The organism is Streptomyces sp. NBC_01255, from assembly GCF_036226445.1.
GTDB lineage: Bacteria > Actinomycetota > Actinomycetes > Streptomycetales > Streptomycetaceae > Streptomyces.
Genome location: NZ_CP108474.1, coordinates 585,944 through 611,387 on the forward strand (window position 1 = coordinate 585,944; position 25,444 = coordinate 611,387).

General features: G+C 71.0%; 20 protein-coding genes. 4 read left to right on the forward strand and 16 right to left on the reverse strand.

Annotated elements, in window-relative coordinates; translation table 11 throughout:
- Positions 1-104 precede the first annotated feature (104 nt).
- Positions 105-1,031, forward strand: a complete 927-nt coding sequence (locus OG357_RS02435; protein ID WP_329619506.1) for an NAD(P)-dependent oxidoreductase — start codon at positions 105-107, stop codon at positions 1,029-1,031.
- Positions 1,032-1,507: 476 nt separating this feature from the next.
- Positions 1,508-4,864 carry a S8 family serine peptidase gene (locus tag OG357_RS02440; protein WP_443066615.1) on the forward strand — a complete coding sequence of 1,119 codons (3,357 nt, stop codon included), beginning with the start codon at positions 1,508-1,510 and terminating at the stop codon, positions 4,862-4,864.
- A gap of 107 nt (positions 4,865-4,971) precedes the next feature.
- On the opposite strand, the gene OG357_RS02445 is transcribed toward OG357_RS02440, so the two are convergent.
- The 15 genes from OG357_RS02445 to OG357_RS02515 all read right to left on the reverse strand — a co-directional run bounded on the left by OG357_RS02445 (position 4,972) and on the right by OG357_RS02515 (position 21,705).
- Positions 4,972-6,141 carry an agmatine deiminase family protein gene (locus tag OG357_RS02445; protein ID WP_329619507.1) on the reverse strand — a complete coding sequence of 390 codons (1,170 nt, stop codon included), beginning with the start codon at positions 6,139-6,141 and terminating at the stop codon, positions 4,972-4,974.
- Between the two features lie 47 nt (positions 6,142-6,188).
- Positions 6,189-7,640, reverse strand: a complete 1,452-nt coding sequence (locus tag OG357_RS02450) for a purine-cytosine permease family protein (RefSeq protein WP_329619508.1) — start codon at positions 7,638-7,640, stop codon at positions 6,189-6,191.
- A 158-nt stretch (positions 7,641-7,798) separates the two neighbouring features.
- Positions 7,799-8,938 carry an agmatine deiminase family protein gene (locus tag OG357_RS02455; protein ID WP_329619509.1) on the reverse strand — a complete coding sequence of 380 codons (1,140 nt, stop codon included), beginning with the start codon at positions 8,936-8,938 and terminating at the stop codon, positions 7,799-7,801.
- Between the two features lie 45 nt (positions 8,939-8,983).
- On the reverse strand, positions 8,984-9,781 hold the full coding sequence (locus OG357_RS02460) for an ABC transporter ATP-binding protein (protein WP_329619510.1): 798 nt from the start codon (positions 9,779-9,781) through the stop codon (positions 8,984-8,986).
- Positions 9,774-10,760 (reverse strand): ABC transporter ATP-binding protein, encoded by a 987-nt coding sequence (locus OG357_RS02465; protein ID WP_329619511.1) that lies wholly within the window; start codon positions 10,758-10,760, stop codon positions 9,774-9,776. The genes OG357_RS02460 and OG357_RS02465 overlap by 8 nt, the downstream gene beginning before the upstream one ends.
- A complete protein-coding gene (locus tag OG357_RS02470) occupies positions 10,757-11,611 on the reverse strand; it encodes an ABC transporter permease (RefSeq protein WP_329619512.1) in 855 nt (284 codons plus the stop codon). The genes OG357_RS02465 and OG357_RS02470 overlap by 4 nt, the downstream gene beginning before the upstream one ends.
- Entirely contained in the window at positions 11,608-12,567 is a 960-nt protein-coding gene (locus tag OG357_RS02475; protein ID WP_329619513.1) for an ABC transporter permease, read from the reverse strand. The genes OG357_RS02470 and OG357_RS02475 overlap by 4 nt, the downstream gene beginning before the upstream one ends.
- Positions 12,564-14,216 carry an ABC transporter substrate-binding protein gene (locus tag OG357_RS02480; protein WP_329619514.1) on the reverse strand — a complete coding sequence of 551 codons (1,653 nt, stop codon included), beginning with the start codon at positions 14,214-14,216 and terminating at the stop codon, positions 12,564-12,566. The genes OG357_RS02475 and OG357_RS02480 overlap by 4 nt, the downstream gene beginning before the upstream one ends.
- Positions 14,217-14,291: 75 nt before the next feature.
- Positions 14,292-15,320 (reverse strand): agmatine deiminase family protein, encoded by a 1,029-nt coding sequence (locus tag OG357_RS02485; RefSeq protein ID WP_329619515.1) that lies wholly within the window; start codon positions 15,318-15,320, stop codon positions 14,292-14,294.
- 187 nt (positions 15,321-15,507) lie between these two features.
- Positions 15,508-17,259 (reverse strand): urease subunit alpha, encoded by a 1,752-nt coding sequence (locus OG357_RS02490; RefSeq protein ID WP_329619516.1) that lies wholly within the window; start codon positions 17,257-17,259, stop codon positions 15,508-15,510.
- Entirely contained in the window at positions 17,256-17,951 is a 696-nt protein-coding gene (gene ureA, locus OG357_RS02495; RefSeq protein WP_329619517.1) for an urease subunit gamma, read from the reverse strand. The genes OG357_RS02490 and ureA overlap by 4 nt, the downstream gene beginning before the upstream one ends.
- A 121-nt stretch (positions 17,952-18,072) precedes the next feature.
- On the reverse strand, positions 18,073-19,269 hold the full coding sequence (locus OG357_RS02500) for an ABC transporter permease (protein WP_329619518.1): 1,197 nt from the start codon (positions 19,267-19,269) through the stop codon (positions 18,073-18,075).
- On the reverse strand, positions 19,266-19,973 hold the full coding sequence (locus tag OG357_RS02505) for an ABC transporter ATP-binding protein (protein ID WP_329619519.1): 708 nt from the start codon (positions 19,971-19,973) through the stop codon (positions 19,266-19,268). Before OG357_RS02505 ends, OG357_RS02500 begins: the two co-directional genes overlap by 4 nt.
- A gap of 11 nt (positions 19,974-19,984) precedes the next feature.
- Positions 19,985-21,172 carry a peptidoglycan-binding protein gene (locus OG357_RS02510; RefSeq protein ID WP_329619520.1) on the reverse strand — a complete coding sequence of 396 codons (1,188 nt, stop codon included), beginning with the start codon at positions 21,170-21,172 and terminating at the stop codon, positions 19,985-19,987.
- Positions 21,173-21,177: 5 nt separating this feature from the next.
- The gene (locus OG357_RS02515) at positions 21,178-21,705 is read right to left on the reverse strand and encodes a hypothetical protein (protein WP_329619521.1); all 528 of its coding nucleotides are present in this window, start codon (positions 21,703-21,705) and stop codon (positions 21,178-21,180) included.
- Positions 21,706-21,876: 171 nt separating this feature from the next.
- Between OG357_RS02515 and OG357_RS02520 the strand changes: the two genes are divergently transcribed.
- Together OG357_RS02520 and OG357_RS02525 are read left to right on the forward strand one after the other, a co-directional pair.
- A complete protein-coding gene (locus OG357_RS02520; protein WP_329619522.1) occupies positions 21,877-22,533 on the forward strand; it encodes a response regulator transcription factor in 657 nt (218 codons plus the stop codon).
- A gap of 74 nt (positions 22,534-22,607) precedes the next feature.
- Positions 22,608-23,807: a sensor histidine kinase gene (locus tag OG357_RS02525; RefSeq protein WP_329619523.1), complete on the forward strand. Its 1,200-nt coding sequence runs from the start codon at positions 22,608-22,610 to the stop codon at positions 23,805-23,807.
- Between the two features lie 10 nt (positions 23,808-23,817).
- Here OG357_RS02525 and OG357_RS02530 read toward each other — a convergent pair whose 3' ends face one another.
- Positions 23,818-25,347 (reverse strand): right-handed parallel beta-helix repeat-containing protein, encoded by a 1,530-nt coding sequence (locus tag OG357_RS02530; RefSeq protein ID WP_329619524.1) that lies wholly within the window; start codon positions 25,345-25,347, stop codon positions 23,818-23,820.
- Positions 25,348-25,444: the final 97 nt, after the last annotated feature.

Consider the following 25,444-nt stretch of genomic DNA (forward strand, 5'->3'; position numbering starts at 1 on the left):
CTTGACCTCAAGTTCAGTTCAGGTTTTAGCGTGGCGATTCCGCGCAACGCCGCGGATGGCCCTGGACGGACCGGGCCACGACAACCTGATCGAGGATGACGTCGATGACCACTGCCTCAGCACCGACCACTGCCTCAGCACCGACCGATGCTCAGCCGGCCGCGCCCATGACCGTGACCGTGCTCGGCTTGGGCGAGATGGGCTTCACGCTCGCGAGCGCCTTCCTGGCCGGCGGGCATCCGACCACGGTGTGGAACCGTACGCCGGAACGGGCCGACGCCCTGGTCGCGAAGGGAGCTCGGCGGGCCGCGACCGTCCGCGAGGCCGTCGCGGCCGGTTCGCTCGTGGTCGTCAGCGTGAAGGGCAGCGCCACGGCCCGCGAACTGCTGGAGGCGTCGGGTGACGCCCTGTCCGGCCGTGCCGTGGTCAACCTGACGGACGGGACGTCGGCGGAAGTCAGGGCCGTGGCCGACTGGGCCGCCGGCCAAGGCGCGCAGTACCTCCACGGGCAGATCATGACGATCGCTCCGGGCATCGGAGGAGCGGACACCGTGATCTTCTACGGCGGTTCCGAAGCCGTGTACGACCGCTGTCGGACGACGCTCCGGCTGGTCGGCGGCCGGGGAACCCTGGTCTCGGACGACGCGGGTGTACCGACCCTGTACGGAATGGCCGTGCACGGCACCATGTGGGGCACGCTCAACGGATTCCTGCACGCGGCCGCGCTGCTGTCCAGCGAGGGCGTCGAGGTGAAGCGCTTCCTGGACGACGCCCAGGCGTCCCTGTCCGCACTGTCGGCGTCCTTCCCGATGATCGCCGGCGAGGTCGACCGCGGCGCGTACGCGACGGAGTACGGAGCACTCCAGCACCACCGGCCCTCCGTCGAGGACCTGGTCCGCGAGAGCGAGGCGCGGAACATCGACGCCGAGTTCCCCCGCTACACCCTCGGCCTCGTGAACGAAGCCGTCGAAGCGGGCCATGCCGACGACAGTTACTCGCGTCTGGTCGAGCACTTCAGGAACAGCAAGTAGCACGCGCGGGACACCGTGGGCCCCCGCTCGCCCGGGACAACCGCCGGGCGGGGGGCCTCCACTGCCCGGAGGGAGGACCGTTCCATCAGGGTGTGGATACGGGCCAATGGGAGGAACACGCTCCGGCCGTAGCCGTGCCGGTCATCGAAAAGCGCGGGAAGCCCGGTCCGGACTGCGATCCGGACGGGTTGCCCCGCGGCGCTGTCGCGGAAGCATCGCCCGGGTGTCACACGGTCGTCACACTGCCATCGTCGCCCCATCAAACTCGGCGACCTCAAGATGGCTTGAACACACGCGACTTGAGGCCTCGCGCACGGACCGCCGTTGATCACGCCCCTCTCCCCTCACATACTGCGCTGACCAGCAGCGGGCGCCAGTGCGCCCCGCGCTGACCAGCGACGGGCGGCAATGCGCCCATGGCTGGAGACGACCACTCGACTTCATCCCAAGCTCCTGGGGGAGACTTGCGCGCACACGTGCACAGAGCACGCGCCTTCACCATCGCGGCGGCCACATCGGTGGCCCTCGTGGCAGGCATGACCGGCCCCGTGACGGCGATCGCCGCACACACGACGACCACTCCGGACACCACGGGCCCCAACGGCGACCAGCGGATCCAGCTGATCACGGGCGACGTACTGGTCGTCGACGCCGAAGGCCGGATGGCGGGCTTCGAACCCGCCAAGGGCCGTGAGCACATACCCGTACGGATACAACGCACCAAGGACCGGACGCTGGTGGTGCCCAGCGACGCGCAGCGCCTGATCTCCACGGGCAAGCTGGACCAGCGGCTCTTCGACATCGAGGAGCTCACCGATCCGCTGCTGCGCGAGAGCCACCGCGGCGGGCTCAAGCTGATCGTGCAGTACGACGGCGGAGCCGATTCGGCGCGGGCGGAGGTGCGTTCGGCCGGCGACACCCAACTGCGGCGTACGTTCCCCACGATCAACGCCGACGCCCTCCGTGCGTCACAGGACGACGTGGCCCGGGTGTGGGAGGCACTGACGAACCCGCGCCCGAGCGGCCTGCGCGCCACCAGCTCCGGCATCGGCAAGGTGTGGCTGGACGGGGTGCGCAAGGCGAGCCTGGACCGCAGCGTCCGGCAGATCGGCGCCGACAAGGCGTGGGAGTCCGGGTTCGACGGCACCGGCGTCAAGATCGCCGTCCTCGACACCGGCGTCGACAAGACCCACGAGGACCTCAGCTCCCAGGTCGTCGGCGAGAAGAACTTCTCCGCCTCCCCCGACGCCGTGGACCGCGTCGGACACGGCACGCACGTCGCGTCGATCGCCGTCGGTACGGGTGCCAAGTCCGGCGGGAAGTACAAGGGCGTCGCTCCCGGCGCCAAGGTCATCAGCGGGAAGGTCCTCGACGACGAGGGCTACGGCGACGACTCCGCCGTCATCGCGGGCATGGAGTGGGCCGCCGCCGAAGGCGCCGACGTCGTCAACCTCAGCCTCGGCAGCGGTGACAGCCCCGGCGTCGACCCGGTGGAGGCGACGGTGAACAGGCTGTCCGCCGAGAAGGGGATCCTGTTCGCCGTCGCGGCCGGCAACGAGGGCAAGCACGGCGCCTCGTCGGTCGGCTCGCCGGGCAGCGCGGACGCCGCGCTGACCGTCGGCGCGGTCGACAAGGACGACAGGCTTGCGCCCTTCTCCAGCATCGGCCCGCGCGTCGGCGACGGCGCCGTCAAGCCGGACCTGACCGCACCCGGCGTCGCCATCACCGCGGCCGCCGCCCCCGGCAGCACGATCGACACCCGCCCCGGCACACCGCACCCGGCGCCGGGCTACCTCCAGATCGACGGCACCTCCATGGCCACCCCGCACGTCGCGGGCGCGGCGGCGATCCTGAAGCAGCGGCATCCGGACTGGAAGTCCACCGAGCTCAAGGGCGCCCTCATCGCGTCCACCAAGGGCGGCGACCACACCGTCTTCCAGCAGGGCTCGGGCCGCGTCCAGGTCGACAAGGCGCTGGCGCAGAGCGTGATCGCCGAGCAGGTCTCGCTCAACTTCGGCATGGCGGTGTGGCCGCACACCGACGACAAGCCCCTCACCCGGAAGGTCGTCTACCGCAATCTCGGCAGCACCGACGTCACCCTCGACCTCTCGGTGACCTCGCAGGACCCGGCGGGCAAGCCCGCCCCGGGGTTCTTCTCGGTCGGCGCCGGCACGGTGACCGTGCCCGCCGGCGGCACGGCCGACGTCGACCTGACGGCCGACACCAGGATCGGCGACGCCGACGGCGCCTACTCGGGCTACGTCACCGCCACGGGCGCGGGCCAGTCGGTCCGTACCGCCGCGGTGGCCGTCCGGGAGGCGGAGTCGTACGACATCACGCTCCGGACCCTCGGCCGGGACGGCGCCGACGCCCAGAACTTCACCAGCACCCTGACCGGCGTCTCCGAGGCCACCAAGGACGTCCAGACGCGGATCGACAGCGAGCCGGGCGCGCACACCATGCGTGTGCCCAAGGGGTCGTACACCCTGGACACGGCGGTCTACGAGGACCCGTCGGACCTCGCCAAGGGCACCGACTGGATCGCCCAGCCGAAGCTGGAGGTCACCGGCGACACCACCGTCATCGCCGACGCGCGCACCACCAAGCCGGTGCACATGTCGGTGCCCGGCCTCGACAAGGTCGACTACAGCGGGGCGTACTACGAGCGCGAGACCGAGCTCGGCGGCGTCGGCAGCGGCTGGGTCCTCAGCGGTTTCACCGGCTTCCGCACCGCCCACCAGGGTCCCGCCATCACCGACGGCTCGCTCCTGCAGACGTGGGACGCGCACCTCGTCAAGGACCCCACCACGCAGTACTCGGTGTCCTTCGGCGGGAAGGTGAGCAAGGTCGCGACCGGCTACTCCCGGCACGTGAAGGCGAACGAGCTGGCCACGCTCAAGGTCGAACTCGGCTCCTCCACTCCCGGGAAGACGACGCTGTCCTCCCCGCACTCGCAGCTGCCGGGTGCGCCGCTGGGCATCGGGTTCTCGGCGCCGCAGGCGGCTCCGGGCACGCGTACCTTCCACGTCTCCACCGCCGACGGCGTCAAGTGGCTGACCAAGTTCAACCAGTTCGGCGAGCCCGACCAGTGGGGCTACCCGGCCTTCGAGGGCGACTACGAGATGGTCCGGCCGAAGGGCTACGTGGCCGGCAAGACGTACCGGGAGACGTTCAACACGGGCGTCTTCGGCCCGCTGCTCGGCGAGAAGATGGGCGTCTTCCGCAGCTCGCCCGACCCGGACACGGGCGAGCAGCAGCTCGTCGGCGCCCTGCCGCTGTTCGCCGACGGCAAGGGCCACGCGGGATCCACGAGGCACACCTCGGCCACGACGACGCTGTACCGCGACGGCGTCAAGGTCGCCGAGAACGACGACCCGCTGACCGGAGTGGAGCCCTTCACGGTCGACTCGACCGACGCCGAGTACCGGCTGACGACGTCCGTGGAGCGCTCGGCGACGGTCGCGGCGGTCTCCACCCGTATCGACGCCGACTTCACGTTCCGCTCGAAGCAGGTGGCGGCCAGGACGGCGCTTCCGGTGTCCACGGTCCGCTTCGCGCCCCCCGTCGACCTGACCTCGCGCGCGCCGGCCGGCACGTCGGTCCTGGTCCCGGTGACCGTGCAGGGCGCGGCGGCCGGGAAGAACCTGTCGTCGCTCGCCGTGTCCGTGAGCTACGACGACGGGCAGACCTGGCAGTTCGTGAAGGTCGAGAACGGCAGGATCTCCGTGAAGAACCCCGCCAAGGACAAGGGTGTCTCGCTCCACGCCGAGGTCACGGACAAGCAGGGCAACGCGTCGAAGCTGACGATCCACAACGCGTGGCTCGGCAAGTGACGTCGACCTGGTGACGCGTCTCGTGTGACGACGTCGCACGAGCGGCCGGCCCGGACCTCGAAGGTGAGGCCCGGGCCGGTCGTTCGTTCAGTCAGTCAGCCAGTCGGTCAGCGGTTGGGTTCCTGCATGGTGACGCAGTGCGCGCCACCGCCGCCGTTGCCGTAGAGGTTGTCGAGGTTGAGCTGGACGACGGGGCGGCCGTAGGCGGCCGCGATCGCCGTCTTGGCCGCCGCGTCCTTGGCGGTGTCGCCGAACTGGGTGGTGATCACCGCGTTGTTGGTCACGGTCCAGTTCATGTAGGAGCTGAGGAAGTCCGCCCGCTTGCCGGCCGAGATACGGGGCAGGACGTCGGGTCCTTCGATGGTGAGGACCTGGAGGCGGCGGCCCCTGGCGTCGGTCGCGTTCACCAGGACGTCGTGGATGGCCTGGGCGTTGTCGGTCCAGACGTCCGGCCGCACGGCTCCGGCCAGCTGCACCATCACCACACCGGGTTTGATGTACCGGGCGGTGCCGTCGATGTGGCCGTCGGTGACGTCCCACCCGGTGACGCCGGGCAGCCAGATCATCTTGGTGGCGCCGAAGCGCGCCAGCAGCTCGGCCTCGACCTGGCTGCGCGACTTGCCGGGGTTGCGGTTGCTGTTGAGCCAGCAGCTCTCGGTCGCCATCAGGGTGCCGTCGCCGTCGTACTCGATGCCGCCGCCCTCGCCGACCACGGACGCCTTGGCGAAGGTGACGCCCGTGTAGGCGGCGACCCGGCCGGCGAGCACGCGGTCCTTGGAGTAGGCCGAGTAGGGCAGGCCGTAGAAGGTCGTGGCGTTCTCGCCCCAGGCGTTGAAGTTCAGGCCGAAGGAGTCGAGGCCGCCGGCCCCGTCCACCCGGAACAGCGGGCCGGTGTCCCGCATCCAGCAGTCCGACACCGGTATGGAACTGATCACCGTGACGGTGGATCCGCAGGCCGCCCTGGCCTGCGAGGCGGCCGACGAGCCGTCCGCGCACATGATCACCGGCTCGTGCTTGGCGACCTCCTTGGCGAGCTTGGCGATGTCGGCCTGGATCTTGGACAGCAGGTTGCCCCAGATCGTGGAGCTGGACGGCCAGGCCATCCAGGTCCGCTTGTGCGGCGTCTCCTCCCCCGGCACGCGCCAGGACGCGGCCTGGGCCGGCTGGATGCCGCCGAGTACGGGTCCGACCGCGAGTCCGGCCGCGACCGCGCCCGTTCGGGCCAGGAGGCTTCTGCGGCTGATGCCGGGGGTGTCGCCGTCGTGTGCTGTCTTCACGTGGTGCTCCTTCTGCCAAAGGTTCTGTACGTGCGGGCGCGGGTGGCTCAGTGGAGTCGTTCCAGCAGCCCCTCCTCCCGGACCATCCGGCGTTCGGTCGCCAGATCGAGACTTCGGGCGAACGCCCAGTAGAGGACGCCGGCCACGGGCAGGCCGACGAAGAGCGAGCAGTCCACGCCGCCGAGGAGCTCGGCGACGGGGCCGACGTAGAGGCCGGTGATGACCATGAACGGCGCCATGCAGGCCAGCCCGATGGCGTAGGCGAGGTTTCCCCGCCAGCCCCAACGGCCGTAGATTCCCTGCGGGTTGAAGATCTCCTTGACGACGTACTGGCCGCGCCGGACGAGGAAGAAGTCGACCAGGTTGATGGCCGTCCACGGGATGAACAGGTACGTGAGCACCACCACGACGTTGGCGAAGAACCAGTTGAACTGGTCGATGCCGACGGCGGTGGAGACCGTCCCGACGGCCACGAGCATGATCCCGATCGTCGCGACCCGAATGGTCCGCGTCGGCTTGACCGGCCGGAACGAGTCCAGGATCGAGATCATGGTGAGGCTGCCGCCGTACTGGTTGATCGCCATGATGGAGAGCAGCCCGACCAGCAGGACGACGACCGCGACCGTGCCGAACCCGTCGAACAGCCGGTCGGCCGACAGCTTCAGGGCGGTGACCGGATCGGTGCCCTCGGGAGCACCGGCCGAGACCACGGCGCCGAGGAGGAACACCCAGATCCCGGAGATCGCGCTGGGCAGGTAGGTCCACCAGAAGGTGCTGCGTACGGGGACGTCGGGTCTGAGGTAGCGCGAGTAGTCCGAGACGTACGGCGCCCAGCCCAGCTGGAAGCCGGCGACGAAGACGAACACGAGCATGAACGGCGCGAGATCGAACGGGCCCGCGTCCCAGACGCCTTCCGGCAGCCCTCCGCCGAACAGGGCGGATGCGGTGACGGCCGCGGTGACCACGACGAAGGGCCAGGTGAGCCACCGGTTCAGCCGGTGGATCCACTCGTATCCGAAGAGAGCGATCACCGTCGCCACGGCCGCGGCCAGGACGTATCCGAGCCCGTTGGGCATTCCGGTGAGCAGGTTCATGGCCTGGCCGGACAGCAGGGCGTCGGAGGTGTTGAAGCCGATGTAGTTGACGAGGGCGAACACCCACACGGTGAGCGCGGCGCCCAGATAGCCGAACTGGGCTCTCGACTGCACCAGTTGGGGAAGTCCCAGCTGGGGCCCCTGGGCCGAGTGGAACGCCATGAAGAACGTGCCGAACAGCGATCCGAGGACGGTGGCGACCACGGTCCAGACGAGCGAGGCCCCCATGGACAGGGTCACGACGCCGGTCGCGAGACCGGTGAGGTTGAGGCTGCCCACGAACCAGATGGCCCCGACGTTCGACGGTTTGCCATGCCGTTCGGAGAGGGGCACCCAGTCGATCGAGTGCTGTTCGATGCCCGCGAGAGGCGCGGAGTCGTGCGGCTGCGAGGCAACTGGCCCCATGTGGGCTCCTGTCCAGGGTGCGTCCATGAATCCGCTCGGCGCCCATGACCTTCCGGCGCCGAGCGGTGCGCTCACAGTAGGGGCTGACTTAAATTTCAGTCAACGCTTCGGACAGGCTTCATTGACGGAATTTTCAGTCGATGCGGCCGCAGGGCCCGCTAGCGGACGGGCTGCTGCTGGGTGACGCAGTGGATGCCGCCGCCGCCCGTGCCCAGGCGGTCGATGTCGAGCTGCTCGATGACACGGTCCGGGTAGAGGCGGGCCAGGGTCGCCTTGGCGGCCTCGTCCGCCCGCCGGTCGCCGAACTGGGCGCTGATGACGGCGTCGTTGCAGAGGTAGAAGTTGGCGTAGGAGGCCAGGAAGTCCCGGTTGGCGGATCGGATCTTGTTGTAGTCCGGGCCCTGGAGCCGTATGACGTCCAGGGCGCGACCGCCGGCGGTCGTCGAGGCGGACAGCTTGCCGTACTGCAGACGCGCGTCGCGGGCGTAGGCGTCGGTGTCCGCGGCGACGGGCATCTGGACGAGGGCCTCCCCCGGCGCGAGGAAGCGGGACGTGGCGTCGACGTGGTCGTCGGTGATGTCCTGGCCGTAGACGCCGTCGAACCAGATGACCTTGGAAGCGCCGTACGCGTCGCACATCGCCGACTCGATCTGACGCTCCGACATCCCGGGGTTGCGGTTGCGGTTCACCAGGCTGCTCCGCGTGGCCATGAGCGTGCCCGCGCCGTCCTGCTCGATCGCACCGCCCTCGCCGACCAGGTCGGCGTAGGTGAACGGGACGCCGACGTAGGCGGCGACGCGCTCGGCGACGAGGGCGTCCTTGGCGTGGGTCTGCTTGTTGCCCCAGCCGTTGAAGTTGAGGCCGACGGTGTCCAGGCCGCCGCTGCCGTCGGTACGGAAGACGGGGCCGCTGTCGCGCATCCAGCAGTCGTCGACCGGGATGGAGCTGATGACGGTCACCGTGGGCCCGCACATCTGCCGGGCCTTCGCGGCGCTGCCGGAGTTGGCGCACATGACGACCGGTTCGTACTTCGCGATCGTCCGGGCGATCAGGGCGATGTCCACCTGGACTCCGCTCAGCTTGCCCGGCCAGATCGCGGTGCTGTCCGGCCAGGCCATCCACGTACGGGTGTGGCGGACGTCCTCGACCGGGACCCGGAAGGTGCCGGCGGCGGCGCGGGCCTTCTCGGGGAGGGTCGTCGCGAGGGCCGCGCCGACGGCGGTCGCTCCGACGGTGACGAGGAAGCCTCGACGGTTCATGCCTCCGCGCGGCCGTCGGCCGACGGTGTGATCGTTCATGCTGGCTCTCCTGTTGCGAGGGACGAGTGTGACGGCGGACGGGTGTCAGAGCGCTCGGCGGGCCGCGGCGATCGCCTCGGGGTCCCAGCCGGGTCGGGGCACGGATTCCAGCAGAAGCCGCGTATAGGGGTGTTGCGGCGCGGCGAGCACCTCGGCGGTGGCGCCGGCCTCGACGACGGCGCCGTGGCGCATGACGATGACCTCGTCGGTGACGCACCGGACGACACCGAGGTCGTGGGTGATGAAGAGGTAGCCGATCCGGGTCTCCTCGCGGATGTCGGCGAGGAGGTTGAGAATCTGCGCCTGTACGGACACGTCGAGGGCGGCGACCGCCTCGTCCAGGACCAGGACGGCCGGTTCGACGGCGAGGGCGCGGGCGATGGCGACGCGCTGGCGCTGGCCGCCGGAGAGCTGCCGCGGACGCGCGTCGGCGGCGCGGGTGCCCAGACCGACCTGGTCGAGGAGCTCGCGGACGCGCCGGTCGTAATCCGCGCCCGGGAAGTGCAGGTGCAGGGTCTCGCGCAGGACGCCTTCGACGCTGGTCCGGGGATCGAGGGAGAGGTACGGGTCCTGGAAGACCATCTGGACCTCCCGGGCTCGGGAGAGGCGTCCGGCCCGGCCTCGGCTCCGCGCGCCGCGGACCCGGCCGCGTACCCGGACCTCACCCGCGTCGGCCCGTTCCAGACCGACGACGATCCGGGCGGTGGTGGTCTTGCCGGAACCGGATTCGCCGACGATGCCCAGGGATCCGCCCTCGGGAAGGGTGAACGACACGTCGTCGACGGCGCGCACGCTGCCGAAATCGCGGTGGAGTCCGACGGCCTCCAGGACGGGTTCAGGCATCGACGGGGCTCCCTTCGAGCAGGTCGCTGTGGTGGCAGGCGGCCTGGTGGTGCGGCAGCCCGGGGGCGGGCCTCGGGTCGGGGGCCTGCCGGTCGCAGATCTCCGTGGCCAGTGGGCAGCGGGCGGCGAACGCACAGCCGCTGAGCTGCTGTCGCAGGTCGGGTGGCTGGCCTTCGATGGCGGCGAGTCTGCCCCCCGGGGCTTCCAGGCGGGGCGTGGAGGCGAGCAGCGCCGACGTGTACGGGTGCCGGGGCCGGGCGAAGAGGGCTTCCGCGGGGCCGCTCTCCGCGATCCGTCCGGCGTACATGACGTAGACGCGGTCGCTGATGGCGGCGGCCAGGTCGAGGTCGTGGGTGACGAAGAGCAGGCCGGTGCCGAAGCGTTCACGGAGCTGTGCCAGGAGGGCGATGACCTCGGCCTGGGTGGTGACGTCGAGCGCGGTGGTCGGCTCGTCGGCCAGCAGGAGGGCGGGGTCCCCCATCAGGGCGGCCGCGATCATGACGCGCTGCAGCATGCCGCCGGAGACCTGACCCGGGTACTTGCGCAGGGCGGAGTCGTCGAGACCGACCGCCTGGAGGAGTTCGACGGCGCGCGCGGTGGCGTCCGCCTGACTCATGCTCTTGGTCAGGGTGACGCTCTCGGTGAGGAAGTCGCCGATGCGGCGCAGCGGGTTGAGAGCGGCGCGCGGGTCCTGGAAGATCATGGACACCGTGCCGGTGCGCAGGGTCCGCACCTGGTCGGTGTCCATGGCGAGGACGTCCTGTCCGCGGACGCGGACGGTGCCCTCGGTGACGGCCCCGGGCGGCAGCAGGGCCAGCGCGCTGCGCGAGGTGAGGGACTTGCCGGAGCCGGACTCGCCGACGAGGGCGACGGTCTCGCCGGCGGCGACGTGGAGGTCGACGCCGTCGAGCACGGGGCGGGCCGTGCCGGGCAGGGTGACGCGCAGCCCGCGGATGTCGAGTGTGTACGTCGTGGTCATCGGGTCCTCCTGGCGACGCGGTCGGCCCAGCGCTCTCCGACCACGTTGAAGGCGACGACGGTCAGCACGATGAACACGCAGGGCAGGATCGCGGACAGCGGGTAGCCGTGCTGGATGGCGGTCTGACCGTCGAAGACCATGCGGCCCCAGTCCGGGGTGAGCGCGGGCACGCCCAGGCCGAGGAAGGAGAGCCCGGCGAGGTCCATGAGGGCGTAGCCGAAGTTGATGGTGGACTGGGCGAGGACGACGGGGGCGATGTTGGGGAGGACGTGGCGCAGGCAGATCTGGAGGGCCGAGTGGCCCTGGACCTGGTAGGCGCTGACGTAGGGACGTGCGCGTTCGGCGAGGACCAGGGAGCGGGTCAGCCGGCTGACGTACGGCAGGTAGGCGACGGAGAGGGCGAGGACGGGGGCGAGCAGGCCTTCGCCGTGGATCGAGATGATCAGGATGGCGAGCAGCATGCCGGGGAACGCGAAGACGAGTTCGGTGCTGCGGGACAGGACGGAGTCCAGCCAGCCGCCGCACCAGGCCGCCGCGGTGCCGACCGCGACCCCGGCGACGGTGGAGAAGACCACGACCCCGAGGGGCCCGAGGAGCGAGGTGCGGGCGCCGAGGAGCAGCCGGGAGAGCGTGTCGCGGCCGGCGGTGTCCGCCCCGAGCGGGTGTGCGGCGGACGGGCCGGCCAGGGCGTTGCCGAGGTCGACCGCGTTGGGGTCGTACGGCACCACCCACGGCGCGAGGATCGCGGCGGCGGTGACGAGGGCGACCAGGCCGAGGCAGACCAGGTGGAGCGGGGACCGGGCGGTGCGGACCTTGGAGAGGCCGGGTCGGCGTGTCAGGACGGCGGTCATGCGGAGGAACTCCTCGTTCCGAGGGTGATCCGGGGGTCGACCAGGGGCAGCACGAGGTCGACGATCAGGTTCACCGCCATGAACAGGGCCACGATGATGAGGGAGATGGCCTGGACGGTCGGGAAGTCCTTGGTCGTGGTGGACAGTTCCAGGAGCTGACCGACGCCGCCGATGCTGAAGGCGGTCTCGACGAGGATCGTGCAGACGAGCAGCGTGGAGACGATCAGTCCGCCGGTGGTGAGGACGGTGCCGAGCGAGTTGCGGAACACATGGCGGCGGATGACCTGGCCTTCGGGGACGCCCCGGCTGCGGGCGACCGTGACGTGCTCGCTGTCGAGCGCGTCGAGCATGGCGGCGCGGGTGACGCGGGCGAGCATGCCGATCAGGTAGAGCGCGAGGGCGATCGCGGGCAGGGTCAGGTGCCGGACGCTGTCCAGGAAGCCGTCGCCCGTGCCGCTGCTGGGGAACCACCCCAGTTTCACGGCGAACAGCCCCTGGAGGAGCACGGCGGCGACGAAGGACGGGGTGCCGACGGCGAACGTGGTCCCGACCAGGACGGCGGAGTCGGTGGCTCCGCCGCGGACGGCGGCGATCCATCCCAGGATCAGGCCGACCACCGCGACCACGACCAGCGCCATCACGACGAGCAGCAGGGTGGTAGGGAGGCGGTCGGCCAGGAGCCGGGAGACGTCGGTGCGGTACGTGATGGAGCGCCCGAAGTCCCCTTGCACGATGTCGCCGAGCCAGCGGAGGTAGCGGACGAGGAACGGATCGTCCAGGTGGTACTGGGCGTTGATCGCGGCGAGGGCCTCCGGCGAGGCCGAGCGTCCGGAGAGCAGGAAGCTTGCCGGGCTGCCCGGCGCCAGGTACATGGCGCCGAAGACCACGAACGACGCGGTGAGCAGGGTGGCGGCCATTTCCGCCACCCGTCGTGCGGCGAATCTCAGGAAGCTCACTCCGCGGCCCCCACGTCGGCGGCCCACGGGTAGTACATGTAGGCGATGGTGGTGGGGGCGCCGGTGATCTTCTTGTTGAGGAAGACGGCGGTGGGCCACTCGGCGACCGGTATCCACAGGAGCTGCTCGGCGGCGTGCTTCTGCAGTTCGGCCTCGATCTTCATCCGCTGGTCCGGCTCGTAGACGGCGGTGGCCTGGTCGACGAGGGCGTCGTAGCGCTTGTCGCTGTAGCCGGAGAAGTTCATGTAGGCGCCGGTCTTGAAGTTCGTCAGCAGGTCCAGCGGGTCGGTGATGGAGTCGTAGTAGGTGAGCGGGAACATGTCGATGCCCTTACGGGCCTCGGGGTCCGTGAACAGGGCGGTGAAGGCGTTCGGGGCGATGACCTTGAGGCTGATCTTCAGGCCGATCTGGGTGCCGGCCGCCTGGACCGCGGTGGCGAGGAGCGAGACGTCCTGGCCGATGGAGCTGGTGGCGACGGTCAGGGTCTTGCCGGTGGCACCGGCCTCCTTGACGAGCGCCTTGGCCTTTTCGATGTCCTGTGTGGTGGGCGGCAGCGCGGCGAAGGCGGCCTGACGGGTCTGCTCCGAGGCTCCGGCCCAGGCTGCGCGGGTGGTGAGGGAGTTGGTGACGGTGCCCGCGCCGCCGAGTCCGGCCTTCACGAACCCGGACCGGTCCAAGGCGAGGGACAGGGCCTGCCGGACGCGGAGGTCGCCGAGCGGGCCCTTCATGTCGGTGATGTTGACGTTGACCGTGCTGAGGCCTTCGCCGAAGTACAGGGTGCCGAGGCCGCTGTCGCGGAGGCGTCCGTAGCTCTCGGTGGGGATCAGGTAGCCGCCGTCGACGTCTCCGCTGAGCATGGCATTGGTACGGGCCGAGGGGTCGGTCAGGACGCGGAAGACGGCCTTCTTGGCCTTGGCCTTGGTGCCCCAGTAGCCGTCGAAACGCTCCAGCTCGATCGACTGGCCCTTGCTCCACGTGCCGAGTTCGAACGGGCCGGTGCAGGCGAGGCCGCCGCTCGTGCCGTAGTCCTTGCCCGCCGCCTCGACGCCGGACTTGGAGGCGACCACTCCGGCGGCGGTCGCCATGTACTGGGGGAACTGCGAGTCGGGCTTCTTGAGCTTGACGGTGACCTGGAGCGGTCCGGCCTTCCCGATGGAGGCGACGTTCTGGAAGTTCTGTGCCCAGGCGGCGGCGTTGTCCGGGTCCCGCTGCCGGCCCAGGCTGTGGACCACGTCGTCGGCGGTCATCACCTTGCCGTCGTGGAAGCGCACGCCGGGCCGCAGGTCGTAGACCCAGGTGGTGGGGTCCGGGTTCGACGCCTTCCGCGCCAGACCCGGCTCAAGGGTGAGCCCCGGCGTCCAGCGCATGAGGCTCTCGCACACGTTGGAGAGGATCGTGTTCTGCGGATAGTCGAAGGCGACCGTGTAGTCGAGGGTGGGAGGCTCGGCGTAGACGGCCCAGGTGAAGGAGTCGATCTCGCCGCGGGCCTTCGGCGTGGTGGCGGAGAGCTTGACCTCGGCGCCGGTGTCGCCCGCGCCCTTGGGCGGGCCGGAGCAGGCCGCGAGGGCCGCGAGGGAGGTCAGGGCGACCGCTGTCGCGGCGATCCTGCCGCGGGGTCGTCTGCTGCCGAGGGGCTGGGGTGGGGTCATCGTCGCGCTCTTTCCGTGAGGGGTGCGGGAGCGGAGGGCCGCCGGTGCGGCCCTCCGGGAGCGGTCCGTCCCGCGTCAGGCGGTGGCGGGGGTGACGGGTGCGGCGGGTGCGGGGATCTGCTGGGTGATGCAGTGGACCCCGCCGCCGCCGAAGGCGATCGCGAGCGCCGGCACCCCGACGACCTTGCGACCGGGGTAGGCCTCGGCGAGGACGGCGAGCGCTTCGTCGTCCTGGGGCAGTCCGGCGATCGGGACGACCACGCCGCCGTTGGCCACGTAGTAGTTCAGGTACGACACCTCGACCCGGCCGTCGGGCATGTCACCGAAGGCGGTCTGCGGGATGTCGACGATCTCGAACGGCCGGCCCTGGGCGTCGGTGGTGGCTTCCAGGACGGCGCGGTTGGCGCGCATCCGGGCGTAGTCGGGGTGTGCGGGGTCGTCGGGCAGGGAGACGACGACCTTGCCGGGGGCGGCGAAGGCGCAGACGCCGTCGACGTGCCCGTCGGTCTCCGTGTCCAGCAGCCCTCCGTACGGAAGCCACACCACCTTGGTGACGCCGAGCCGGGCCTTCAGCTCCGCCTCGATCTCGTCCCGGTTCATTCCGGGGTTCCGGTTGGGGTGGAGCAGGCACTGCTCGGTGGTGATCAGCGTGCCTTCGCCGTCGACCGTGATCGCCCCGCCTTCGAGGATCATGTCGGAGTGGACGCGCTCGACGCGGAGGTGCTCCAGGAGCAGGGCGCTGACCCGGTCGTCGGAGTCGTACGGGTGGTGCTTGCGGCCCCAGGCGTTGAAGCGGAAGTCCACCCCGGCGCGGTTTCCGTCGCCGTCGAGCACGAAGAGCGGGGCGGAGTCACGGAACCACGAGTCGTCCTGCGCCAGCTCCACGACGGTGATCTGCCGGCCGCACCTCGTCCGCGCCTCGTCGCCGTGGCCGGCCGGGGCGACCATGGTCACCGGCTCGAACTCGGCGATCGCCCGGGCGACGTTCGCGTACTCCTCCTTGACGTCGTCCAGCACGCTGTCCCACAGGTCCTCGCGGACGGGCCAGGCCATCAGGCACCCCTCGTGCGGGGACCACTCGGCAGGCATACGGAATGCGGTCATCACGGGTCTCTCTTCTTTTCGCCAGAAGTACCTGTCGGCGGCGGCCGGCTCAGCCGGGGGCGAGCACAGGACGGGTACGCGGTGTGAACAGCATCCTCCTCCCGACTGAAAATTCAGTCAAGAGAAGGGAGATGCGACTTCCCGGGACTTTCGAAGGCCGCGTCGGCCAGGTGGAATCAGAGGAGGTTCAGAGGAAGTACAGGCGGCTCAGGGAGACGTCCTGCGCGGGCTCGGAGCGCATGGGGGTGCCGTCGAGCGTGACGAGGCCGCTGCGCGGATCGACGTCCACCTGCCCGAGCCTGGCGTTGTGCACCAGGTCGGCCGGGCCGATGCCACGGGTCCCCCGTACGGCCACACGCCTGCGCCGGGTGCCCAGCGTGTCGTACGGCGAGCCGAACGATCCCGACTCGGCGGCGGCGCGGCTGACGAAGGCGACGGAGAGTTCGGCCGGCGCGGCCCCATGGGCGCCGAACAGCGGGCCGAGCACCAAGGGCTCGCAGGTGTCGGTGGCGGCGTTCGGGTCGCCCGTGACGCCGTAGGCCGGGAAGCCGGCCTTCAGGACCATCTGCGGTTTCGCCCCGAAGAACGGCGGGCGCCAGAGCACGATGTCGGCGAGCTTGCCGATCTCCAGGGAACCGACCTCGTGCGCGAGGCCATGGGCTATGGCGGGGTTGACCGTGAGCTTGGCGATGTACCGCAGGACACGGGCGTTGTCGTCGCCCTCGCCGTCGCCTTCCATGGGCCCGAGTTCGGCCTTCATCTTCCCGGCCATGGCGAAGGTCCGGCGTACGGTCTCCCCCGCCCTGCCCATGCCCTGCGCGTCGGACGAGGTGATCCCGATCGCGCCGAGGTCGTGCAGGACGTCCTCCGCGCCCATCGTCCCGGCCCGGATCCGGTCGCGCGCCATGGCGGCGTCGCCCGGCAGGTCCGTCTTGAGCGCGTGGACAGAGACGATCATCCCGTAGTGCTCGGCGATGGCGTCCCGCCCGAAGGGCAGGGTGGGGTTGGTGGACGAGCCGATGACGTTCGGCACGCCCGCCATCTTCAGCACGTTCGGTACGTGTCCCCCGCCGCAGCCCTCGATGTGGAAGGCGTGGATCGTCCGGCCGTCCAGGACGCGGAGGGTGTCCTCGACCGACAGGCACTCGTTCAGGCCGTCGCTGTGCAGGGCGACCTGGACGTCGTGCTCCTCGGCGACCCTGAGCGCCGTGTCGAGGGCCCGGGTGTGGGCGCCCATGTCCTCGTGCACCTTGAATCCGCAGGCACCGCCCTCGGCGAGCGCCTCGACCAGGGGTGCCTCGTGGGAGGCGGAGCCCCGGGCCAGGAAGCCGATGTTCACGGGCCACGCGTCGAAGGCGTCGAACCCGAGCTTCAGCGCCCACGGGGAGTTGACGCCGACGCCCCAGCTCGGCCCGATCTCCTGCCCGATGATCGTGGTGACGCCGGAGGCCAGCGACGCCTCCATGATCCGCGGGGAGAGCAGGTGGACATGGGTGTCGATCGCGCCGGCGGTGGCGATGAGGCCCTCGCCCGGGATCATGGTGGTTCCGGTGCCGACGACGACGTCGACGCCGTCGAGGGTGTCGGGGTTGCCGGCCCGTCCGATGGCGTGGATCCGGCCCTCGCGGATGCCGATGGACACCTTCCGGATGCCGAGCACGGCGTCGATCACCAGGACGTTGGTGATCACGACGTCACATGTGTCGCGTACGGCGGCGGCCTTCAGGTGCATGCCGTCCCGGGCCGTCTTGCCGAAGCCGGCCAGGAACTCGTCGCCGTGGGCCTGCGAGTCCGACTCCACCCGCACGACGAGCCCGGAGTCCCCGAGCCGGACCCGGTCCCCCGCGCGGGGGCCGTGCACGGCGGCGTACTCGCGCGGGTCGATGTGCCGGCTCGCGCCCGGCGCGCAGTGGTCACTGTGTCTGCTGGGCTTGCTCATCGCCCCGCCCCTTCCACTCCGAGGTAGCCGCAGGCGGCGGCGCGCCGCAAGGCCTCTTCCTTCGCTCCGGGCGCGTCCAGCGGCCCGTCGACGAGTCCCGCGAAGCCGATCGCGATCCGCCCTCCGCCCATCGGGACGAGTCCGACCTCGGCGACGGCACCGGGATCGAAACGCGTGGACGACCCGGCCGGGGCCGCGAGCCGCATGCCGTAGGCGGCGGCCCGGTCGAAGTCCAGCCGGGGATTCGCCTCGAAGAAGTGGAAGTGCGAGGTCACGCTCACCGGGACCGTGGCCGTGTTGCGGACGGTCAGGGTGATCACCGGTTCCGGTTCCGGCAGGGCGTCCGCGTGCGGCAGCACCGCGCCGGGCGCACTGTCGTCGTGCTCCACGTCCCCGAACGGGTCGCTGATGACGGCCAGCCGCGTACCGTCGTCGAACACCGCCTCGACCTGGATCTCCGTGACGATGTCGGTGACTCCGGGGAGCACGTCGTCCGGGCCGAGCACACCGCGGCCGCGCGTGACGGCCTCCGCGAGCCGGAGGCCGTCACGCGCGGCCTCGCACACCGTGTCGGCGATCAGCGCCGTCGCCTCCGGCACGTTGAGACGCAGCCCGCGCCCCAGCCGCGTCCGCGCGAGCTCGGCGGCCGTGAAGAGCAGCAGCCGGTCCCGCTCCGTGGGGGTCAGAGGCATACCGCCCCCTGAAGCGCGGTCCTGGTCACATACATGGAGTCCACATCCTTTCGCCCGGATTACCGGAAGCGGGTGTGCGGCACACTGTGACACTGACTGAATTCTCAGTCAACGTTGGCCATCAGGCTGCCGAGCGCAGGGCGTCCGTCGGGGACGCCCCGGCCGCGCGCAGGGCCGGGTAGATCCCGGCGACGGCGGCCACCAGGACGGAGACCGAGGGACCGGCGACGATCGTGTAGAAGGGGACGGAGACGGGCCAGCCCTGGGCCAGGGCATAGCCGTAGACGGCGAGACTGCCCAGGACCAGCCCGCCGACTCCGCCGATGAAGCCCATCAGGACGGCCTCCAGCAGGAACTGGACGGCGATCTGCCCGCCCCTGGCGCCCAGCGCCCGGCGCAGGCCGATCTCACCGCGACGCTCCATCACGCCCACCACCATGGTGTTGGCGATGCCGACGCCCCCGACGAGCAGGGCGACCGCGGCGAGGGAGAGGACAAGGCCGGTGAGCGCGCCCTTCGCCTCGCCCCGCGCCACGAGGAGGTCGGAGGGCCGGCTGACGGCGACCCTGCTCGGGTTGGCCGGGTTCGCCGTGGCCCCGGCGACGGCCTGCACGTCGGGGACGCGTTCGGGATGGGACCGCAGATAGACGGTGGCAGCGCTGCCGTCCGCGCCCAGGTGGGCCCTGGCCTGCGGCCAGCCGACCAGGGCCGCCGTGCCGAGTTCGGGAGCCAGGTCGTTCGGCGCCAGGATCCCCCGGACGACGTACGGCTGCCCGCCGAGCCAGACCCGCTCGCCCGGCGCGGTCACGCCCAGGCGCTGTGCGGCCTGGTCGCCGAGTACGGTCACGGGGAGGTTCGCGCCGGCCTCGTCCAGCCACGCCCCGCTCCGCAGGGTCGCGTGCAGGACGTCGAGCAGGTTCAGTCTGGCGGCCAGCACGCTGATGCTGCCGGTCTGCTGCTTCGGCACCAGGTCGTTGCGGTAGACGTCGGCCTTGGTCGCCCCGGTCGCTGTGACCTGTTGCACCGGGGCGATGCGCGCGAGCATCTTCTCGGCGGTGGGCGGGAGCGGTACGAGCTGCTGCTGGGAATCCTTCCCCGGCGACACGGTGATCAGATTGGAGCCGAGCTGGTCCAGGCGGGCCAGCAGATGCGCCTGGTTCGACGCGGAGATCCCCGTCACGGCGATGACGGCGGCGATGCCCAGACAGATACCGAAGGCCGACAGGGCCGAGCGCATCTTCCGGGTACGCGGTCCGATCATGCCGAGGCGCAGCAGGTCCGTCGGGCGCAGCCGGGTGCGGCGCTGGGGGGAGGTCATCGGACGTCTCCTGCGGGGTGCGGGTGGCGCTCGTCGAACGCGACGCGGCCGTCGTGGATGCCGATGCGCCGGGGGAAGGACGCGGCGAGGTCTCGGTCGTGGGTGATGACGACGACGGTGGTGCCGCCGTCGTTCAGGGCACGCAGCAGGTCGACGACGGCCGCGCCGGAAGCGCTGTCCAGTGCCCCGGTGGGCTCGTCGGCGAGGAGCAGCGCCGGGCGTCCGACGAGGGCGCGGGCGATCGCGACCCGCTGTTTCTCTCCTCCCGAGAGCTGGTCGGGGTGGTGCCGGAGGCGGTGCCCGAGGCCGACCTCGCGCAGGGCTTCGGCGGCGGCTTCGCGCCGTCGCGCGGCGGGAACGCCGCTGTAGAGGAGGCCCGTGGCGACGTTCTCGACCGTGGTCAGCCCGGAGAGCAGGAAGAACTGCTGGAAGACGAAGCCGATCCGGTGCGCGCGGACGGCGGCCAGGTCGGGGTCGGAGAGATGGGAGAGGTCCCGTCCTTCGAAGCGCAGCCGACCGGTGGTGGGCCGGTCGAGCGAACCGAGGAGGGCGAGGAGTGTGGACTTGCCCGAGCCGGAGGGGCCGACGACGGCGAGGAGCTCGCCGGCTTCGACGGTGAGGTCGATGCCGTGGAGGATGCGCAGCGGCGGCGATCCCGGGTAGTCCTTGGTGATTCCGGCGAGCTCCAGCACCGGTGCTTGCACGGGTGTCGGCGTCACTTGGGGATCACCACCTGGTCGCCTCGCTTCACGGCCCCGGTGATCTGGGCTCTGGCGTCGGCGACGAGCCCCAGCCGCACCTTGACGAGCCGCGTGGTGGTGCCGGAGACGACCTTGACGCCGTAGCCGCCTCCGTCCAGGGCGAGCAGCGCGGTGACGGGGACGATGAGGGCGTCGGCGGCGGTGTCGCCGACGACGTTGACCGTCACGGAGGAGGGTCCCGCCTGCCGGGCCTGTCGCTGGTCGTCCAGCACGATGGTGACGGTGGTCTTCTGCTGACCGCCGGAGCCGCCCGCGCCCCCGTCCCCTTCGTCGCCGTCGGCCCCGCCGCCGCGGATCAGGGAACGGATGCGTCCGTGGACGGTGCCGCCTTCGGCGAGCTTGACCACCACCTTGCCGTGGGGTGTGAACCGGGACAGCTGGTTGTCGGCCGGCTGCACCACGGCGACGAGGTGGGTGCCGGTCACGGTCAGGGCCGACGTCGCGCCCAGGGGCGACCCGAGCTGTACGCCGAGCTTGTGCACCCGTACACCGGCCTGCGGCAGCATGACGACACTGCCAAGTGCGACCGTTCCGGTCTGCTTCACCCCCAGGGCCTTCTGCCAGCGCTTGACGGCGGTGGCGGTGCCGGGCGTGAACCTCTCGTCGACGGCGAGGCCGAGACCGTCGGCGTGACCGAGCGCGACCAGGTTGCGCTTGAGCTGTTCCACGTCGGGGCCGTCGCCGGCGCCGGGACCCAGGTCGCGCCAGAGGGGCCGGTTCCCCGTCATGAGGACGACGGGGCGTCCGTCGACCTCGTAGAGCTGTCCGCCCGCCTTCACGACGGAGCCCACCGCGGGCAGCGCGGTGAACGTACCGCGGCCGGAGGCGATCACGGGGGTGGGCGCGTCGTACGCGAGGGTCCCGCCGACCTGGATGCTGCTGGACAGCGACCCTTCCTCCACCGCGACCACGCCGTGGCCGAGGGCCGGCTGTCCGGCGACGGAACCCCGGGGTTCCCAGGGGCGCGTCGCACCCCACGCGGCGGCCCCTCCGATCGCCGCGACGAGCACGAGCGGGAGGACGACACGGCGGCGCTTCCGCCGTGTGCCGCCGGACGCGAGGCCGGAGTCGGAGGAGGCGGGTTCGGCGGCGGCGGAGGAATGCCCGGCGGCGGCGGAGGGTTCGGTGTGGGTCCGGTTCATGGTGGTCACTGGCCGATCTGGTAGCCGGGCAGGGGGAGCTTGCTGCACGCCGGCTGGACCGCGTCCCACTTCGCCGCGTCGAACGAAACGCGCGGAATCTGGAGGATGGCGGTCTTCGGGTCGGGGTCGGGGAGGTCCGGGTAGCCGTTCTTCCGCGCGCACGCGACCCAGGCACGCGCCTGTTCGACGAACTTCTGCTGGTTCTTCTCGGTGGCCTGGTGGATCCCGGGGTTCTTCGCGTCGCAGACCTTGACCGCCGCCTCGTACCCGGCGACGGAGGCGTCGCCGCCCATCCCCGAGGCGGGCATGTAGATGTTGCCGTCCTTGTCCTGCTGGACGCCGTTCTGGCCCTGGCCGTGCATGCAGGTCACCCAGGCCCGGCGGACCGCGTTGTCGTCCTGCGGCGCGCCGGCGCCCGACCCGTCGTCCCCTGCGACCCTGGGAGCGGTGTCCTCCGAGGAACAGCCGCTCATCACGAGTACCGCGGCCACGGCGGCCGCCGCCATGAGGGCCCGCTCGGCTCGACTGCGCATGTTCTGCTCCCTGTTCGCTCTCGACGATGACGTACGGCAGTTCTACGGAGCGTCGGGTGAGCCACCGGTGAGCGTGCGCCTAACCGCCGGCTAACGCCCCCGGAGGGCATCCTTGAGCAGGCGGTTCGCGGACAGGACGGCGCGGGGCACGGTCGAGTGGAGTGGTACGGAATGCGGGTGCTCATCGTCGAGGACGAGGTGGAGCTGGCCACGATGCTCGCGGAGGGCCTCCGTGAGGAGGGCATGGTGTGCGAGGTCGCCCACGACGGCGCGCGCGCTCTGGAGATGACGGCCGCCGCCTCGTACGACGTCCTCGTCCTGGACCGGGACCTGCCCCACCTCAGCGGGGACGCCGTCTGCCGGGCGCTGAACACGGCCGGCTACCCGGCCAGGATCCTGATGCTCACCGCCGCCGGCGCCCTGTCCGACCTGGTCGACGGACTCGGCCAAGGCGCCGACGACTACATGGCCAAGCCGTTCTCCTACCTGGAGCTGGTCGCCCGGCTGCGCGCCCTCGGGCGCCGCGGCTCCACCGGCGGCACCGCGACCGTGCTGAGCCGGCACGGCATCAGTCTGGACACCGTCCGCCGGGTCGCGGAGCGCGACGGCCGGCCGCTGAGGCTGACGCCCAGGGAACTCGGCGTGCTGGAGCTGCTGCTCGCGGCGGACGGCGCCCCGGTCGGTACGGAGGAACTCAAGGACCGGCTGTGGGACGCGGCCCTGGCCCCGGCCACCACCGCGGTCCGGGTCACCGTTCACGCGCTGCGGCGCAAGCTGGGCGAACCCTCGCCGATCAGCCACGATCCGGGCTTCGGGTACCGGCTGTGAGCCGCCCGTACCGGCGTCGCGCGGCTCGCCGTACGCCACCGTACCGGCTGCCCCTGCGAGGCCGGCTGACCCTGATGACCACGTCGGTCTTCGTCGTCCTCGGTGCCGGACTGCTCCTGCTGAACTGGCTGAGCTCCCGCCAGCTCATCGAGGAGAACCGCTCCCTCCTCGTCCCGGCGCCCGTCACGCCCGCCATCCCGGTCACCGGCACCCCCGAGCCGGGACGCAGCCCCGCTCCCCTGCCGCCGGACAGCTCACCGGCCGCACTGACCACCCCCGCCGAAGCCTTCGACGACTTCCGGCACCGGATCCTCGACGACCTGCTCGTCCGGTCGCTGCTCCTGCTCGTCGTCTTCAGCGCCCTGGCCGCACTCCTCGCCTGGTGGGCCGGGCGCCGCTCGTTGCACCGTCTCACCCAGGTCACGGCGGCCGCCCGCCGCATCGGCGCGGGCAGCACCCTCGACGAACGGCTCGACCTGGGCGGACCGCGCGACGAGGTCCGCGAGCTCGGCGACACGTTCGACGCCATGCTCGACCGGCTCGACCGCAGCTTCACCGCCCAGCGGCACTTCACCGCTCACGCCTCGCACGAACTCCGCACGCCCCTCACCCTCCAGCGCACCGCGCTGGAGATCCCCCTGGCCCAGGGCCGTGTCCCCGCCGACCTGAAACCCGCCCTCCAGCGGGCGCTGGACGCCAACGCCCGCTCCCAGCACCTGATCGACGCGCTGCTGACCCTGGCCCGGGGCGAGAGCGCGCACGTCACACCGCACCCGGCGGACCTCGCCGACGGCGCCAGGAGCGCCGCGGAAGACCTCGCCGAGGAAGCCCGGACCGCGGACGTCCGCGTCACGGCGCACCTCGCCCCCGCACCGGTCGCGGGTGACCCCTCACTGCTCCGGCACATCGCGCTGAACCTGCTGGCCAACGCGGTCCGCCACAACCATCCGGGCGGCACCGCGACGATGGCCACGGGTGTCCACGGGGAGCTGGCGTTCGTGGAGGTCGCCAACACCGGCCCCGTCCTCGACCCCGACGAGATCCCCACGCTCTTCGAGCCGTTCGAACGCGGCCGGCGGCTCCGGGGCAGAGGCCTGGGCCTGGGCCTCGCCGTGGTCCGCGCGGCCACCCTCGCCCACCACGGCACGATCACCGCGACGCCTCGCCCGGCAGGCGGACTGACGGTGCGGGTCGAACTGCCTCGCCGAACCCACGGCGAACCCCGTGAAGGAGCAAGCCGCCACGAGCACGAGCGACCTCCGGCCAGGAGCTGACGTCCGGGCGCTACCCGGTGGGCTGGTCGCTCTGGATGCCGGGGCCGTTGTACGCGCCGCGGTGCGGCTTCGTCTGGGCGGACACGGGGTTCGCCCAGTAGTCACGGCCTCCGTTGCCGCTGATCACGGATCCGTTGCTCAGGGCCGGGGAGGTGGTACGCAGCTTGTAGCCGTCGACGGAGTGAATCGTGTCGCCGCCGGTGCCGGGGTTCACGAAGTGCGGGTCGCCGGCGATGCCGTTGGCGGTCGGCCGCGGCACACCCTGGAAGACGTTCCAGAGCCACCGGACGCCGGGGCCGGTGGGAAGCCGGGAGTCGGCGGTGCCCACCCAGATGTTGTTCTCGACGACGCTTTCGTCGGGGAGCGTGATGTCGAGCTTCCTGTCCGTGCAGTAGATGACGTTGTTGTACATGTGCAGGGCGGAACGGCCGGCGCTGACGCTGCTCATGCGGCAGTCGTTCTCGGAGATGTTGTAGCGGATGATCTGGCGGGCGCCGCCGATGGTCCCGCACCCGTCGCAGTCGAGGAAGAAGCCGCCGATGTTGTCGCGGCTGAAGTTGTACTGGATCGTGCAGGTGCCGGTGTTGCCCCAGTCACAGTCGAACGCCTGGCTGTCGGCCACGGACATCCGCGTGATGCCGTGGACGGCGTTCTTTTGGATGGTCGGGTTGTGGTCGCCGAGCACCCAGATGCCGGCGAAGTTGCCGCCGGAGAAGGGGTAGACGCCGTTGCCGACGCCGGAGGCGTTGTTGTACTGGATCATGGGTGCGTCGGCGTAGCTGGCGATGATGCCGTCGCCGCCGACGTCCTTGATGGTGTTGTGCTCGATCAGGACGCCGGAGCCCTTGACGGCCATGGCGCCGACACGGATCTTGAGGCCTCCGCCACCCGTGTTGCTGATCTGGTTGTGGTGGACGTGGATGTCGTTGAGCGTCGAGTTCGTGCCGCTCGCGCCGGTGACGATGCCCGCGGACTGGACGAAGTCCTCGGTGGTCGGGCTGTTCTTGTTCGTCTGGCCGGCCACGCGGTCGATGACGAGATGGCCGATGTCGAAACCGCGGTGCGCCGTCCCGTCGGTGGCGGAGATCCGCAGACCGGCACGACGGGCGAGCGAGGAGGCCGGGTTGGTCAGCTTGAGGTTGCTGATCCGCCAGTGGTCCTGGTTGGCGAAGGAGACGGCGTGGGCGGCGCCGGCGCCGTCGATCACGGGCAGCGCGCCGGCGCCGTAGGCGGTGAGGGTGATGGGGTCGGTGGCGGTGCCGCTGCCCTGGGGCGCGAGGGAGCCCGTGCACGTGGTGCCGGACGCGAAGGCGAGCGTGTCACCAGGGGCGTACACCTTTCCGTTGGCCTGGCCGATGCTGTTGAACGGCGACGCCTGACTGCCGTCTCCGGCCGTCGGGCTTGAGCAGTTCACGTAGGTCGTGCTTCCCGCGGCCGAGGCGGGTACGTCGGCGAGAGCGAGGGTTCCGGTGAGAGCGAGAGCGGCGCCGACGAGCCCACGGCTCGTCACCTTCCGTCCCCAACGTGCTCCGATGGTCATGACGCCACACCCTTCTGACGGTCTGCTGCCGCCAGAAGCTAGAGCCGACACGTGATCGAGTCAACGAATCTCGGTCGATTGATCGAATTTCGATCAA

Coding starts and splice junctions, on each gene's coding strand:
- OG357_RS02435 (WP_329619506.1), top strand. CDS start 105: ATGACCACTGCCTCAGCACCGACCACTGCCTCAGCACCGACCGATGCT.
- OG357_RS02450 (WP_329619508.1), bottom strand. CDS start 7,640: ATGGGGCCAGTTGCCTCGCAGCCGCACGACTCCGCGCCTCTCGCGGGC.
- OG357_RS02455 (WP_329619509.1), bottom strand. CDS start 8,938: ATGAACGATCACACCGTCGGCCGACGGCCGCGCGGAGGCATGAACCGT.
- OG357_RS02460 (WP_329619510.1), bottom strand. CDS start 9,781: ATGCCTGAACCCGTCCTGGAGGCCGTCGGACTCCACCGCGATTTCGGC.
- OG357_RS02465 (WP_329619511.1), bottom strand. CDS start 10,760: ATGACCACGACGTACACACTCGACATCCGCGGGCTGCGCGTCACCCTG.
- OG357_RS02470 (WP_329619512.1), bottom strand. CDS start 11,611: ATGACCGCCGTCCTGACACGCCGACCCGGCCTCTCCAAGGTCCGCACC.
- OG357_RS02480 (WP_329619514.1), bottom strand. CDS start 14,216: ATGACCCCACCCCAGCCCCTCGGCAGCAGACGACCCCGCGGCAGGATC.
- OG357_RS02485 (WP_329619515.1), bottom strand. CDS start 15,320: ATGACCGCATTCCGTATGCCTGCCGAGTGGTCCCCGCACGAGGGGTGC.
- OG357_RS02490 (WP_329619516.1), bottom strand. CDS start 17,259: ATGAGCAAGCCCAGCAGACACAGTGACCACTGCGCGCCGGGCGCGAGC.
- ureA (WP_329619517.1), bottom strand. CDS start 17,951: ATGCCTCTGACCCCCACGGAGCGGGACCGGCTGCTGCTCTTCACGGCC.
- OG357_RS02500 (WP_329619518.1), bottom strand. CDS start 19,269: ATGACCTCCCCCCAGCGCCGCACCCGGCTGCGCCCGACGGACCTGCTG.
- OG357_RS02510 (WP_329619520.1), bottom strand. CDS start 21,172: ATGAACCGGACCCACACCGAACCCTCCGCCGCCGCCGGGCATTCCTCC.
- OG357_RS02515 (WP_329619521.1), bottom strand. CDS start 21,705: ATGCGCAGTCGAGCCGAGCGGGCCCTCATGGCGGCGGCCGCCGTGGCC.
- OG357_RS02520 (WP_329619522.1), top strand. CDS start 21,877: ATGCGGGTGCTCATCGTCGAGGACGAGGTGGAGCTGGCCACGATGCTC.
- OG357_RS02525 (WP_329619523.1), top strand. CDS start 22,608: ATGACCACGTCGGTCTTCGTCGTCCTCGGTGCCGGACTGCTCCTGCTG.
- OG357_RS02530 (WP_329619524.1), bottom strand. CDS start 25,347: ATGACCATCGGAGCACGTTGGGGACGGAAGGTGACGAGCCGTGGGCTC.